Here is a 15206-nt window from a genome sequence, read left to right on the forward strand (position 1 = left end):
GGATTGAAAACGGTTCATTCTACCGCCATCTCGGGTATATCGCCAAATCAACGCGACCATTGCGTGCTGATTTATCGCTACGATGACGATTTAATTGGAAATATTATGACGGGTAAAAAGCGTTCGGCCAGTTCCAGTCGCTGGCTACAGGAACACTTTAGCGATAAATATGTGCTGCAGGCACAGAAAAAAGGGTTACGTTCGCGTGCCTGGTTTAAACTTGAAGAAATTCAGCAGGGTGACAAGATTTTCAAACCCGGCATGACGGTTGTAGATCTGGGTGCAGCACCCGGCGGTTGGTCGCAATATGTGGTACAGCTTATCGGATCAAGTGGTCGTATCATCGCCTGTGATCTGTTACCAATGGATCCCATTGTCGGCGTTGATTTTTTACAGGGCGATTTTCGTGATGAGGCGGTACTTAACGCCTTGCTGGAGCGCGTAGGCGACCAAAAGGTGCAGGTGGTGATGTCCGATATGGCACCCAACATGAGCGGTACACCTGCGGTTGATATTCCACGTTCGATGTATTTGGTAGAATTGGCGCTGGAAATGTGTCGGGATATCCTGGCCCCAGGCGGCAGTTTTGTCGTGAAAGTGTTTCAGGGAGATGGCTTCGATGAATACCTGCGGGAAATTCGCTCCCTGTTTACGAAAGTGAAAATTCGTAAGCCGGACGCTTCGCGATTACGTTCGCGTGAAGTGTACATTGTGGCGACGGGGCGCAAACTTTAGCCCGAATTATCGGAATCAAAGCAAGACGACCAATGCGTTTACTCTGATGTCTAATTCTGAGTTTTAGGGTAAACAAGCAAAATCATCCGCACTGCGATTCCAGGTATGAAGGATCTATAGTACCCTACGCTGTCTGTTAACATCGTTGTAATATGAGGTTAATCCCTTGAGTGACATGGCGAAAAACCTGATTCTCTGGTTAGTCATCGCGGTCGTGCTGATGTCTGTATTCCAGAGCTTTGGGCCCAGCGAGTCGAATGGCCGTAGGGTTGATTATTCAACTTTCCTATCGGAAGTGAACCAAGATCAGGTCCGCGAGGCACGAATTAACGGGCGTGAGATTAACGTTGTCAAAAAAGACAGCAATAAATACACCACCTACATCCCCGTCAACGATCCTAAGTTACTTGATAACCTGTTGACCAAAAACGTCAAAGTAGTTGGCGAACCGCCTGAAGAACCAAGCCTGCTGGCTTCAATCTTCATCTCATGGTTCCCGATGCTGCTGCTAATTGGCGTGTGGATTTTCTTTATGCGGCAGATGCAGGGCGGCGGCGGCAAGGGCGCGATGTCCTTCGGCAAAAGCAAAGCCCGCATGTTGACCGAAGATCAGATTAAAACCACTTTTGCTGACGTGGCCGGTTGTGATGAGGCCAAAGAAGAAGTCGGTGAGCTGGTCGAGTATCTGCGTGAACCGAGCCGTTTCCAGAAACTGGGCGGTAAAATTCCGAAAGGCGTCCTGATGGTCGGCCCTCCGGGTACCGGTAAAACGCTGCTGGCAAAAGCCATTGCTGGCGAAGCGAAAGTGCCATTCTTTACCATTTCTGGTTCTGACTTCGTTGAAATGTTTGTGGGTGTCGGTGCATCACGTGTGCGTGACATGTTCGAACAAGCGAAGAAAGCGGCGCCGTGCATCATCTTTATCGATGAAATCGATGCGGTTGGCCGTCAGCGTGGCGCCGGTTTAGGCGGTGGTCACGATGAACGTGAACAAACGCTAAACCAGATGCTGGTTGAGATGGATGGCTTTGAAGGCAATGAAGGCATCATCGTTATCGCAGCAACGAACCGTCCAGACGTACTGGATCCGGCGCTGCTGCGTCCAGGCCGCTTTGACCGTCAGGTTGTGGTAGGTCTGCCAGACGTTCGTGGTCGTGAACAGATTCTGAAAGTGCATATGCGTCGTGTGCCGCTGTCTACCGATATGGATCCGTCGGTTATCGCACGTGGTACGCCAGGCTTCTCCGGTGCTGATTTGGCTAACTTAGTCAACGAAGCTGCGCTGTTTGCTGCGCGTGGCAATAAGCGTGTTGTTTCGATGGTTGAGTTTGAAAAAGCCAAAGACAAAATCATGATGGGTGCGGAACGTCGCTCCATGGTGATGACCGAAGAGCAGAAAGAATCAACTGCCTACCATGAAGCGGGGCATGCCATTGTGGGTACATTGGTGCCGGGTTACGATCCGGTGCACAAAGTCACCATCATCCCGCGCGGTCGTGCTTTAGGTGTGGCGTTCTTCTTGCCAGTGGGCGATGAGATTAGTGCTAACCGTCAGAAGCTGGAAAGCCGTATTTCTGTCGCTTACGGTGGACGTCTGGCGGAAGAGATCATCTATGGTCCGGACTATGTTTCTACCGGTGCTTCATCTGATATCAAAATGGCGACCAGCGTTGCACGCAACATGGTTACGCAGTGGGGCTTCTCTGAGAAGTTAGGTCCGTTGCTTTACGCTGAAGAAGAGGGCGAAGTGTTCCTCGGTCGTTCAGTTGCGAAAGCAAAACACATGTCAGATGAAACGGCGCGCATTATCGATCAGGAAGTTAAACACCTTATCGATACTAACTATCAGCGTGCGCGCCGTATCCTGAACGAAAACATGGACATCCTTCACGCGATGAAAGATGCGCTGATGAAGTATGAGACCATTGATGCGCCGCAAATCAGCGATCTGATGGCTCGCCGTGAAGTGCGACCACCTGCGGGCTGGGAAGAGGCGAAAGTTGCTGTTGGTAACGGCGACTCAACGCAGGCTCCACGTCCGGTTGATGACCCGAAAACACCGGGTTCAGACAAGATCATGTGATGGCACTCGGGCGGCAGGTTTTTCCGCCGCTCGATGCGCAGTCTACAGCGCTTGTGCCCATGTAAACCCCGGCAAGTCCGGGGTTTTTTACATCTCGCGATTCCGTTTTTCCTCAAGGAGATTTTCACCATGAAGTTGTTCGCTCGTGATTCCCATCTCGATCTCTCGTTTCCCCATGTGATGGGTATTTTAAATGTCACGCCGGACTCTTTTTCTGATGGTGGAACTCACAACACGCTGGTCGATGCGTTGACTCATACCAATGAGATGGTGAACGCTGGGGCGACCATCATCGATGTTGGCGGAGAATCAACGCGTCCCGGAGCCGAAGAAGTCAGCGTGGAAGAGGAGCTGGCGCGTGTCATCCCGGTGGTGGAAGCGATTGCGCAGCGTTTTGAAGTGTGGATTTCAGTAGATACTTCCAAGCCTGAAGTGATCCGCGAAGCGGCGCGAGTGGGTGCTCACATCATTAATGATATTCGCTCACTGTCCGAACCAGGCGCGTTGGCAGCGGCGGCAGATACCGGTTTGCCGGTATGTCTGATGCATATGCAAGGCGAACCGCGCACCATGCAACAGGCCCCGGAATATCACAATATTGTCAGCGAAGTGGACGCTTACTTCGCCGCGCAGATTGCGCGATGTGAAGCCGCAGGTATTAAAAAAGAGAATCTGCTACTCGATCCTGGCTTCGGATTCGGTAAGAATCTCAGCCACAACTATGAACTGCTGGCACATTTGAGCCATTTCCACCATCACGGATTACCGCTTTTGGTTGGGATGTCGCGTAAGTCGATGGTCGGGCAGCTATTAAATGTCGGTCCGGCCCAGCGCCTGACTGGAAGCCTCAGCTGCGCGGTGATTGCCGCCATGCAAGGGGCACAAATTATTCGCGTACATGATGTGAAAGAGACAGTCGAAGCGATGCGCGTCGTCGAAGCGACACGGAGAGCAAAAGGATAAAAGACATGAGTAATCGTAAATATTTCGGTACAGATGGTATCCGCGGCAAAGTGGGTGAAGCGCCGATTACCCCGGATTTTGTCCTTAAGTTGGGTTGGGCGGCCGGTAAAGTACTGGCGCGTCAGGGATCACGTAAAGTATTGATTGGTAAGGATACGCGGATTTCTGGTTATATGCTGGAATCGGCGCTGGAAGCAGGCCTGGCAGCGGCGGGATTGTCGGCGGCCTTCACTGGCCCGATGCCGACGCCCGCGATCGCCTATCTGACACGCACTTTCCGTGCTGAAGCGGGCATTGTTATTTCTGCTTCTCACAATCCGTTTGACGACAATGGCATCAAATTCTTCTCTGCTGAAGGCACTAAGCTGCCGGACGAGGTTGAGGAAGCGATTGAGCTGGAGATGGAAAAACCCATCACCTGCGTTGAGTCGGCTGAACTGGGTCGCGCCAGTCGTATTGTGGATGCAGCGGGTCGTTACATCGAATTCTGTAAAGGCACCTTCCCAAGTGAGCTGAGCCTGAACGGGCTGAAAATTGTGGTTGATTGCGCTAACGGCGCCACGTATCACATTGCTCCTAACGTACTGCGCGAGCTTGGTGCAAACGTGATTGCGATCGGTGCGCAACCGGATGGCATGAACATCAACAAAGATTGCGGCGCGACCGATCTGCGTCTGCTGCAGCATCGTGTGCTGGAAGAGAAGGCCGATCTTGGACTGGCTTACGATGGCGACGGTGACCGCATCATGATGGTTGACCATTTGGGCCAAAAAGTCGATGGCGATCAGATTCTCTACATCATTGCGCGCGAAGGGCTGCGTCAGGGCCAACTGCGCGGCGGCGTGGTGGGCACGTTGATGAGCAATATGGGCCTGGAACTGGCGTTGAAACAGCTGGGTATTCCTTTCACCCGGGCGAAAGTGGGCGATCGCTATGTATTGGAAAAAATGCAGGAGAAGGGCTGGCGTGTAGGGGCAGAAAACTCCGGGCATGTCATTCTGCTGGATAAAACCACCACCGGCGACGGCATCGTAGCAAGTTTGCAAGTACTCACTGCAATTGTGCGCAACCACATGACGTTGCACGACCTGTGCAGCGGCATGAAAATGCTACCGCAGATTTTGGTCAATGTGCGCTTCACTGGCGATCACGATCCGCTGGAAAGTGAGAGCGTAAAGGCCGTGACCGCGGAAGTAGAAAAAACACTGGCGGGACGCGGTCGCGTGTTGTTGCGCAAATCTGGCACTGAACCACTTATTCGTGTGATGGTTGAAGGTGACGATGAGGCGCAGGTCAGCGCATTGGCGCATAAAATCGCCGATGCAGTAAAAGCGGTTTAACTCATTTCAGGCGGCGAGTTTTTGCCCTTTCCGCCTGTAAAATCACCGGGGTGGTGCTTTTTTCCGCAATCGAAAGCGATGGTGAAAATTGCACTTGCAGAGGTATGTGCCTTTGGTTAGTATTCACACCCGCTTCTGATGGGTGATGACGAGACTCCCCATCGATATTGGTTGAAGCTTTAACTGTGCAGATAACGCGCAAGGAAACAGGTTGATTATGTACGAAGCTCTGTTAGTTGTTTTCCTTATTGTAGCGATTGGCCTCGTGGGTTTGATCATGCTGCAGCAAGGCAAAGGCGCTGATATGGGAGCCTCATTCGGTGCAGGCGCTTCTGGTACGTTGTTCGGTTCAAATGGGTCTGGTAACTTCATGACTCGCATGACCGCGGTACTGGCTACGCTGTTCTTCATCATCAGCTTGGTTCTGGGTAACCTGAACAGTAATAAAACAGCCAAAGGTAGCGAGTGGGATAACCTCAGTGCGCCGGCGCAGTCTGAACAGCAGACTCAGCCAGCTAAACCGGCAACGCCGGGCAATGATATCCCGCAGTAAGATCGTCAACGCTGTAATGCGACAAATGAGCGTCGCAGTCTAGTGATGTACCGAGGTGGTGAAATTGGTAGACACGCTACCTTGAGGTGGTAGTGCTCGAAAGGGCTTACGGGTTCAAGTCCCGTCCTCGGTACCAAATCTCAGTATAACTTGCATTTTTTGCAAGGTCGGCGTATTATTCGCCACGTTTTCGGACGCGGGGTGGAGCAGCCTGGTAGCTCGTCGGGCTCATAACCCGAAGGTCGTCGGTTCAAATCCGGCCCCCGCAACCACTTTCCCTTAGAGTTCTTTTTCAAATATACTGTATGCATCGACGGACGCAATCTCAGTGGTTTTTGAAAAAAATTCTTTTGGATTGTGCTCCGAAGCCGCTATGCGGCGTACAGGGTCCAGTCACAAAAAGCCCCGAATATTCGGGGTTTTTTGTTATCAGGAAATCGAAACACTGGGCTATAGGCCCTTTTTTTATGTCTTGGGGGTGGGCTTGTCCACATTAGAGCAAAAATTGACAGAGTTGATCTCTGCTCCAGTAGAAGCGCTTGGCTACGAATTAGTCGGTATTGAATTTATTCGTGGTCGCACATCAACCCTGCGCATCTATATTGATAGTGAAGAGGGTATCAATGTTGATGATTGCGCCGATGTTAGCCACCAGGTCAGCGCAGTAATGGATGTGGAAGATCCTATTACCGTGGCTTACAACCTTGAAGTTTCCTCGCCGGGTCTCGAACGTCCTCTTTTCACTGCTGAACACTATGCACGTTTTGCCGGTGACGAGGTGAGCCTGGTATTACGCATGGCCGTACAAAACCGCCGTAAATGGCAGGGTATCATCAAGTCTGTTGAGGGCGAGATGATCACGGTGACCGTTGAGGGTAACGACGAAGTGTTCGCGCTGAGCAACATTCAGAAAGCGAACCTGGTCCCCCACTTTTAAAAGTCCGGATTGAGGCTAACCAGGATGAACAAAGAGATCTTAGCTGTAGTAGAAGCCGTTTCTAACGAAAAAGCACTGCCGCGTGAGAAAATCTTCGAAGCGCTGGAGAGCGCTTTGGCCACTGCGACCAAAAAGAAGTATGAGCAAGAGATCGAAGTGCGTGTCAGCATTGACCGTCGCAGCGGCGATTTCGACACCTTCCGTCGCTGGCAGATTGTTGAAGAAGTCACGCAGCCGACTCGCGAGATCACGCTGGATGCAGCCCGCTATGAAGACGAAGCGTTCAATCTGGGCGAATTTGTCGAAGATCAGATTGAATCTGTCACCTTCGACCGTATCACCACCCAAACTGCTAAGCAGGTTATCGTACAAAAAGTACGTGAAGCTGAGCGCGCGATGGTGGTTGATCAGTTCCGTCAACATGAAGGCGAAATCATCACCGGCGTGGTGAAGAAAGTGAACCGCGACAATATTTCACTGGATCTCGGCAGCAATGCTGAAGCGGTGATTGTGCGTGAAGACATGCTGCCGCGTGAAAACTTCCGTCCAGGTGACCGTATCCGCGGTGTGCTGTATGCCGTTCGCCCTGAAGCGCGTGGCGCGCAACTGTTCGTCACCCGTTCTAAGCCGGAAATGCTGATTGAGTTGTTCCGCATTGAGGTGCCAGAAATTGGCGAAGAAGTTATCGAGATCAAAGCGGCAGCGCGCGATCCAGGTTCACGCGCTAAAATCGCGGTGAAAACCAACGATAAACGTATTGATCCAGTAGGCGCTTGCGTCGGTATGCGCGGTGCGCGCGTGCAGGCGGTTTCAAGCGAGCTGGGTGGCGAGCGTATCGATATTGTGCTGTGGGACGACAACCCGGCGCAGTTCGTTATCAATGCCATGGCGCCAGCCGATGTGGCGTCAATTGTGGTGGATGAAGACAATCACACCATGGATATCGCTGTTGAAGCCGGTAATCTGGCTCAGGCGATCGGCCGTAACGGCCAAAACGTGCGTCTGGCTTCCCAGCTGAGCGGTTGGGAACTGAACGTGATGACCGTCGATGATCTGCAGGCTAAGCACCAAGCTGAAGCCCATGCAGCAATCGATATGTTCACCAAACATCTCGACATCGACGAAGAGTTCGCCACCATTCTGGTGGAAGAGGGCTTCTCTTCGCTGGAAGAATTGGCTTATGTGCCAATCAACGAGCTGCTGGAAATCGACGGCCTCGATGAAGAGACCATTGAAGCCCTGCGTGAACGAGCAAAAAATGCGTTAACTACCCTGGCATTAGCGAAAGAAGAGAGCCTTGGTAATCAGGAGCCCGCTGAGGATCTTCTGAATCTTGAGGGCTTGGATCGTGCGCTGGCGTATCGCCTGGCGTCGAAAGGCGTTTGCACGCTGGAAGATCTCGCTGAGCAAGGTGTTGACGACCTGACAGATATTGAAGGGCTGGATGACGAGAAAGCCGGTGCGCTGATTATGGCTGCACGTAATATCTGCTGGTTCGGCGATGACGCGTAATAACAGGAAGGAACAGCATGACAGATGTAACCGTAAAATCGCTGGCCGCCGAAATTCAGACCCCGGTCGATCGCCTGGTACAGCAATTTGCTGATGCAGGGATCCGTAAGTCTGAGAACGATGCGGTGTCCCAGCAAGAGAAAGAAACCTTACTGTCTCACCTGAATCGTGAGCACGGTCAGACCGGTTCAAGCAAGCTGACTTTGCAGCGCAAGACGCGCAGCACCTTGAATATTCCCGTCACCGGGGGTAAAAGTAAGTCGGTACAAATTGAAGTCCGCAAAAAGCGCACATACGTGAAAGGCGACGCAGAGTCTGAGCAAGCTCAGGCAGAAGCGGAAGCCGAGGCGCAGCGTGAAGCGGAAGAGCAGGCGCGTCGCGAGGCGGAAGAACAAGCCCGTCGCGAAGCTGAACAGAAAGCGCAACGTGAAGCCGAAGATAAAGCCAAGCGCGAAGCCGCTGACAAGGCCAAACGTGAAGCAGCGGAAAAAGAGAAATTGACTAATCAACCTACCGACGTAGTAGCCAAGGCTGCGCAGTCTGATAAAGCCCGTCGTGAAGCAGAAGCTGCCGAACTGAAACGTAAAGCAGAAGAAGAAGCACGTCGTAAGCTGGAAGAAGATGCGCGCCGCGTAGCTGAAGAAGCCCGCCGCCTGGCTGAAGAAAAAGGTGCTGAATGGGCAAAACCTGAAGAAGAGGATAAAGGCGACTATCACGTCACCACCTCAACTCACGCCCGTCAGGCAGAAGACGAGAACGACCGCCAGGTTGAAGCCGGCCGCGCACGTGCTCGTACTACCAAAGCCGCTCGCCCGGTGAAGAAAGGCAACAAGCATTCTGAAGCCAAAACCGATCGCGAAGAAGCGCGCGCTCAGGTTCGTGGTGGCAAAGGCGGTAAGCATCGTAAGCCAAGCACCCTGCAGCAGGGCTTCAACAAGCCAGCTCAGGCTGTTAACCGCGATGTCGTCATCGGTGAAACCATCACCGTTGCTGAACTGGCCAACAAAATGGCGATCAAAGGTTCTCTGGTCGTTAAAGCCATGATGAAGATGGGCGCCATGGCGACCATCAACCAGGTTATCGATCAAGAAACCGCTCAGATGGTCGCGGAAGAAATGGGTCATAAAGTGATCCTGCGCCGCGAGAATGAGCTGGAAGAAGCGGTAATGGACGATCGTGATACCGACGCCGCGCAGGAAAGCCGTGCGCCAGTCGTGACTATCATGGGTCACGTTGACCACGGTAAAACCTCGCTGCTTGACTACATTCGTTCAACGAAAGTGGCATCAGGCGAAGCGGGCGGTATTACCCAGCATATCGGTGCTTACCACGTTGAAACTGACAACGGTATGATCACCTTCCTCGATACCCCGGGCCACGCCGCGTTTACCGCAATGCGTGCACGTGGTGCGCAGGCAACGGATATCGTTATCCTTGTTGTTGCAGCTGATGATGGCGTGATGCCTCAGACCGTTGAAGCTATCCAGCATGCGAAAGCAGCAGGTGTGCCAGTGGTGGTTGCGGTCAACAAAATCGATAAGCCAGATGCTGATCCAGACCGTGTTAAGAACGAACTGACCCAATACGGAATTCTTCCGGAAGAGTGGGGCGGTGAGAACATGTTCGTTAACGTCTCTGCGAAAGCCGGTACGGGTATCGACGACTTGCTGAATGCGATTCTGCTGCAAGCAGAAGTCCTGGAACTGTCCGCTATTCGTGAAGGTATGGCGAGCGGCGTGGTGATTGAATCGTTCCTCGACAAAGGTCGTGGTCCGGTTGCCACCGTGCTGGTTCGTGAAGGTACGCTGAACAAAGGCGATATCGTGCTGTGTGGCTTCGAATACGGCCGTGTCCGTGCGATGCGTGACGAACTGGGTCGTGAAGTGCTGGAAGCGGGTCCATCCATTCCAGTGGAAATCCTCGGTTTGTCCGGTGTGCCGGCAGCGGGTGATGAAGCGACTGTGGTACGTGACGAGAAGAAAGCGCGTGAAGTTGCACTGTATCGTCAGGGCAAATTCCGTGAAGTTAAGCTGGCGCGTCAGCAGAAGTCTAAGTTGGAGAATATGTTCGCCAACATGACTGAAGGCGAAGTGTCCGAGCTGAATATCGTGCTGAAATCTGACGTACAGGGTTCTGTGGAAGCGATCTCCGATTCCCTGCTGAAACTCTCCACCGACGAAGTGAAGGTGCGGATTATCGGTTCGGGTGTAGGTGGTATCACCGAAACCGACGCAACGCTGGCTGCAGCATCCAACGCCATCATCTTAGGCTTCAACGTGCGTGCCGATGCTTCTGCTCGCCGTGTGATTGATGCCGAGAGTGTTGATCTGCGTTACTACTCCGTCATCTATAATCTGATCGACGAAGTGAAAGCAGCGATGAGCGGCATGTTGGCACCAGAGTACAAGCAGCAGATCATCGGTCTTGCTGCGGTACGTGACGTGTTCAAATCACCGAAGTTTGGTGCTATCGCGGGTTGTATGGTCACCGAAGGTATCATCAAGCGTCACAACCCAATCCGTGTACTGCGTGACAACGTGGTTATCTATGAAGGCGAGCTGGAATCTCTGCGCCGCTTCAAAGATGACGTCAACGAAGTTCGTAACGGCATGGAATGTGGTATCGGCGTGAAGAACTACAACGACGTTCGCGTTGGCGATATGATCGAAGTGTTCGAAGTGATTGAAATTAAACGCACCATCGATTGATCATCATTTGATGTGTTGCAATTTGGGAGGCCTCTGGCCTCCCGAATTATTTGGGAGAAAGAATAATGGCAAAAGAATTTGGCCGCCAACAGCGCGTTTCTCAGGAGTTGCAGAAAGAGATTGCGATCATCCTGCAGCGCGAAATCAAAGATCCTCGTCTGGGTATGATGGTGACAGTTTCGGGCGTAGAAGTGTCCCGCGATCTCGCCTATGCCAAGGTGTTTGTGACCTTTTTGAATGACAAAGATGAAGAAGCGGTGCAAAACGGCCTGAAGGCACTGAAAGAAGCGTCTGGTTATATCCGCACGCTGGTAGGCAAAGCGATGCGTTTGCGTATCGTGCCGGAGCTGACCTTCTTTTACGACAACTCGCTGATTGAAGGTATGCGTATGTCGAACCTCGTCAGCAACGTCATTAAGAGCGATGTTGAGCGTCGTGGCGAGAGCCCGGCGGAAGATGACAAGGAGGACTAATGAGTCGTCCTCGTCGTCGCGGTCGCGACGTCCACGGCGTGTTTCTGCTGGATAAGCATCAAGGCGCATCCTCCAATGATGTGCTGCAGAAAGTAAAACGTCTGTTCAATGCGAACAAAGCGGGCCACACCGGCGCCCTCGATCCTCTGGCGACCGGCATGCTGCCGGTATGCCTCGGTGAAGCCACCAAGTTTTCACAGTATCTGCTCGATTCTGACAAACGTTATCGCGTCATTGCTCGCTTAGGCGAACGTACCGATACTTCAGATGCCGATGGCAATATTGTTGAGACGCGTGCGATTACTTTCGATCAGGCGGCACTGGATGCGGCGCTGGACTATTTTCGTGGCGATACCCTGCAGGTGCCGACCATGTTCTCCGCGCTGAAATATCAGGGACGCAAGCTGTATGAGTACGCGCGTGAAGGCGTTACCGTGCCGCGTGAAGCACGCCCGATTAAAGTATTCGAGCTGCAGTTTATTCGCTGGGAAGGTGATGAGCTGGAGCTGGAGATTCACGTCTCTAAAGGCACTTACATCCGAACTATCATTGACGATCTCGGTGAGCGATTGGGCTGTGGTGCGCACGTCATTATGCTGCGTCGTCTGCAGGTTGCCCGTTATCCAATTGAAAGAATGGTGACGCTGGAGCAGCTGCAGGAAGTCGCGGCCACCGTCAACATGGCGGAAACACCGGATTATAGTGCGCTCGATGCGTTATTGTTGCCGATGGATAGCCCGGCAGAAGAGTTCCCGATTGTGAATTTGCTACCCGCGGTGGCGGCTTATTTCAAACAGGGGATGCCGGTTCAGGTTGCGGATGCGCCGGAGCAGGGATTGGTGCGCGTGACCGAAGGTAATGCGCACAAATTTATTGGTATGGCCGAAATTGCCGACGATGGTCGCGTGGCGCCGCGTCGTCTGGTGGTAGAATTTCCCGCGTAATCAAGCTTCTTGAATTTGACCTAACGGCGCATTTGCGTTGCTATCAGGCGAAGAGTAGAATGGCGCGGCTTTAAAGCGGGCTGCTGAATTAGAGATCGGCACCCATACATTCATTTTTTACTGGAGTTTATTATGTCTCTAAGCGTAGAAGCTAAAGCAGAGATCGTTGCTAAATACGGTCGTGGTACCAATGACAGCGGTTCAACTGAAGTTCAGGTTGCTCTGCTGACTGCTCAGATTAACCACCTGCAGGGTCACTTCTCTGAGCACAAAAAAGATCACCACAGCCGTCGCGGTCTGCTGCGTATGGTATCTCAGCGTCGTAAGCTGCTGGACTACCTGAAGCGTAAAGACGTTGCTCGCTATACCGGTCTGATCGAAAGCCTGGGTCTGCGTCGCTAAGTCTGAAGAATCTGATCAAGGATGTAGCGCATGCACTATGCAAAAAAACGCATCTGACGATCAGATTTGTGCGAGTTTCGCGAAAAGGGGGCCTTTATGGCCCCTTTTTTCGAGCAATCCGCAGCAATCCGGACCAAACTCATGTATTGTTGCAGAGAGTGATCTTTGCTTGCAGAGGTTCGCGCGGCTAATGAGAGGCTTTACCGCATGGGCGGTTAAGGTTGTCATTAGTCGCGAGGATGCAACTAAAGATCGGTAATCCCCGGCGCGCCAGAATGGGCTGCGCCCCTGAATTTAAGGACTTAAATTTTGCTGAACCCGATCGTACGCAAATTCCAATATGGTCAGCATACCGTCACGCTGGAAACCGGCATGATGGCGCGCCAGGCTACTGCTGCAGTTATGGTAAGCATGGATGACACTGCTGTATTCGTTACCGTTGTTGGCCAGAAAAAAACCAAACCAGGTCAGGATTTCTTCCCGCTGACGGTTAACTATCAGGAGCGTACTTACGCTGCTGGTCGTATCCCGGGTAGCTTCTTCCGTCGTGAAGGCCGTCCAAGCGAAGGCGAAACCCTGATCTCACGTCTGATTGACCGTCCAGTTCGTCCACTGTTCCCGGAAGGCTTCATTAACGAAGTTCAGGTGATTGCGACCGTGGTTTCTGTTAACCCACAGGTTAACCCAGATATCGTTGCAATGATTGGTGCTTCAGCTGCTCTGGCACTGTCTGGTCTGCCGTTCAATGGCCCAATCGGCGCTGCGCGTGTGGGTTATATCAACGATCAGTACGTGCTGAACCCAACTGCCGATGAAATCAACGAATCCCGTCTGAACCTGGTTGTTGCCGGTACCCAGAACGCGGTTCTGATGGTGGAATCTGAAGCTGACATCCTGACTGAAGAGCAGATGCTGGGCGCCGTGGTTTATGGCCACGACCAGCAGCAGATCGTTATCGAAAATATCAATGCGCTGGTTGCCGAAGCCGGTAAACCACGTTGGGATTGGCAGCCACTGCCAACTAACGATGCGTTGATCGCACGCGTTACTGCATTGGCAGAAGCGGGCATCAGCGATGCCTATCGCATTACTGATAAGCAAGAGCGTTACACTCAGGTTGGTGCTGTAAAAGACGCGACCATCGCTGCTCTGCAGGCTGAAGATGAGACGCTGGATGCTGGTGATATCGCTGACATCGTTCATGACCTTGAGAAGAGCGTTGTTCGTAGCCGTATTATCCGTGGCGAACCGCGTATCGATGGCCGTGAGAAAGATATGATTCGTGGCCTGGACGTGCGCACTGGCGTACTGCCACGCACGCACGGTTCTTCACTGTTTACCCGTGGTGAGACGCAGGCGCTGGTTACCGCAACTCTGGGTACCGCACGTGATGCGCAGAATCTGGATGAGTTGATGGGCGAGCGTACTGATAGCTTCCTGTTCCACTACAACTTCCCTCCGTACTGTGTAGGCGAAACCGGTATGGTTGGCTCACCAAAGCGTCGTGAGATTGGCCATGGTCGTCTGGCGAAGCGTGGCGTGCTGGCAGTGATGCCTAAGCAAGCTGATTTCCCATACACCGTTCGTGTGGTTTCAGAAATCACCGAATCTAACGGTTCTTCTTCAATGGCTTCCGTATGTGGTGCTTCTCTGGCACTGATGGACGCTGGCGTACCGATCAAAGCAGCCGTTGCCGGTATTGCGATGGGTCTGGTTAAAGAAGCTGACAACTTTGTGGTTCTGTCTGACATCCTCGGTGACGAAGATCACCTCGGCGATATGGACTTCAAAGTAGCTGGTAGCCGCGACGGTATCACTGCGCTGCAGATGGATATCAAAATCGAAGGCATCACCCGCGAAATCATGCAGGTTGCTCTGAATCAAGCGAAAGGTGCGCGTCTGCACATCCTGAGCGTGATGGAACAAGCAATCAGCACGCCGCGTCAGGAAATTTCTGAGTTCGCGCCGCGTATCTACACCATTAAAATCAGTTCAGACAAGATCAAAGATGTCATCGGTAAAGGCGGCTCGGTAATCCGTGCACTGACTGAAGAAACCGGCACCACCATCGAAATCGAAGATGACGGCACCGTGAAGATCGCTGCAACTGATAGCCTGAAAGCTAAAGAAGCCATTCGTCGTATCGAAGAGATCACTGCTGAGATCGAAGTTGGCCGCGTTTACTCGGGTAAAGTGACACGTATCGTTGATTTCGGTGCCTTCGTGGCAATCGGCGGCGGTAAAGAAGGTTTAGTTCACATCTCTCAGATCGCAGACAAGCGCGTAGAGAAAGTGACCGACTATCTGCAGATGGGCCAGGAAGTTCCAGTGAAAGTTATGGAAGTGGACCGTCAGGGCCGTGTACGCCTGAGCATCAAAGAAGCGACAGAGCAGAAACCAGCGGAAGAAGTTGCTACCGCTGTATCTGATGCATCTGACGCCGAGTAAGCGTTTACCGATTAACCACTCCCTGCCTGGCGGGGAGTGGTGTTTAGATCATCGCGAGGGCGGGAATCCTTGTGCACAGCAGGAGGATGACAGGATGGTCGTCCCAAT

At 52.5% G+C, this 15206-nt stretch carries 12 protein-coding genes and 2 tRNA genes; all 14 read left to right on the plus strand.

The features are described from left to right. The first annotated feature begins 105 nt into the window (after positions 1-105). The 14 genes from rlmE to pnp all read left to right on the plus strand — a co-directional run bounded on the left by rlmE (position 106) and on the right by pnp (position 15098). Positions 106-735: a 23S rRNA (uridine(2552)-2'-O)-methyltransferase RlmE gene (rlmE, locus tag AC6I8K_RS02480; RefSeq protein WP_007886684.1), complete on the plus strand. Its 630-nt coding sequence runs from the start codon at positions 106-108 to the stop codon at positions 733-735. A 175-nt stretch (positions 736-910) separates the two neighbouring features. Next, a complete protein-coding gene (ftsH, locus tag AC6I8K_RS02485) occupies positions 911-2818 on the plus strand; it encodes an ATP-dependent zinc metalloprotease FtsH (protein ID WP_064737730.1) in 1908 nt (635 codons plus the stop codon). A gap of 129 nt (positions 2819-2947) precedes the next feature. Then, positions 2948-3781 (plus strand): dihydropteroate synthase, encoded by an 834-nt coding sequence (gene folP, locus AC6I8K_RS02490; protein WP_483816715.1) that lies wholly within the window; start codon positions 2948-2950, stop codon positions 3779-3781. Between the two features lie 5 nt (positions 3782-3786). Next, entirely contained in the window at positions 3787-5121 is a 1335-nt protein-coding gene (gene glmM / locus AC6I8K_RS02495; RefSeq protein ID WP_497826177.1) for a phosphoglucosamine mutase, read from the plus strand. 217 nt (positions 5122-5338) lie between these two features. After that, on the plus strand, positions 5339-5674 hold the full coding sequence (gene secG / locus AC6I8K_RS02500) for a preprotein translocase subunit SecG (protein WP_064737727.1): 336 nt from the start codon (positions 5339-5341) through the stop codon (positions 5672-5674). A 49-nt stretch (positions 5675-5723) separates the two neighbouring features. Then, positions 5724-5810 (plus strand) — tRNA-Leu (locus tag AC6I8K_RS02505). 59 nt (positions 5811-5869) lie between these two features. Further along, positions 5870-5946, plus strand: a tRNA-Met gene (locus AC6I8K_RS02510). Positions 5947-6158: 212 nt separating this feature from the next. Further along, the gene (rimP, locus tag AC6I8K_RS02515) at positions 6159-6611 is read left to right on the plus strand and encodes a ribosome maturation factor RimP (RefSeq protein ID WP_036620302.1); all 453 of its coding nucleotides are present in this window, start codon (positions 6159-6161) and stop codon (positions 6609-6611) included. Positions 6612-6635: 24 nt separating this feature from the next. Then, positions 6636-8123, plus strand: a complete 1488-nt coding sequence (nusA, locus tag AC6I8K_RS02520) for a transcription termination factor NusA (RefSeq protein ID WP_064737726.1) — start codon at positions 6636-6638, stop codon at positions 8121-8123. Positions 8124-8140: 17 nt separating this feature from the next. Next, positions 8141-10831, plus strand: coding sequence for a translation initiation factor IF-2 (gene infB, locus AC6I8K_RS02525; protein WP_483816716.1), 2691 nt, complete (start codon positions 8141-8143; stop codon positions 10829-10831). A 65-nt stretch (positions 10832-10896) separates the two neighbouring features. Further along, positions 10897-11304: a 30S ribosome-binding factor RbfA gene (gene rbfA / locus AC6I8K_RS02530; RefSeq protein ID WP_064737724.1), complete on the plus strand. Its 408-nt coding sequence runs from the start codon at positions 10897-10899 to the stop codon at positions 11302-11304. Next, the gene (gene truB, locus AC6I8K_RS02535) at positions 11304-12248 is read left to right on the plus strand and encodes a tRNA pseudouridine(55) synthase TruB (RefSeq protein ID WP_483816717.1); all 945 of its coding nucleotides are present in this window, start codon (positions 11304-11306) and stop codon (positions 12246-12248) included. The genes rbfA and truB overlap by 1 nt, the downstream gene beginning before the upstream one ends. A 132-nt stretch (positions 12249-12380) precedes the next feature. Further along, positions 12381-12650 (plus strand): 30S ribosomal protein S15, encoded by a 270-nt coding sequence (rpsO, locus tag AC6I8K_RS02540; protein ID WP_036620269.1) that lies wholly within the window; start codon positions 12381-12383, stop codon positions 12648-12650. A 309-nt stretch (positions 12651-12959) separates the two neighbouring features. Further along, positions 12960-15098 carry a polyribonucleotide nucleotidyltransferase gene (gene pnp / locus AC6I8K_RS02545; RefSeq protein ID WP_483816718.1) on the plus strand — a complete coding sequence of 713 codons (2139 nt, stop codon included), beginning with the start codon at positions 12960-12962 and terminating at the stop codon, positions 15096-15098. Positions 15099-15206 lie beyond the last annotated feature (108 nt).

The organism is Pantoea sp. X-Soil-ISGK-421 (genome assembly GCF_059730785.1).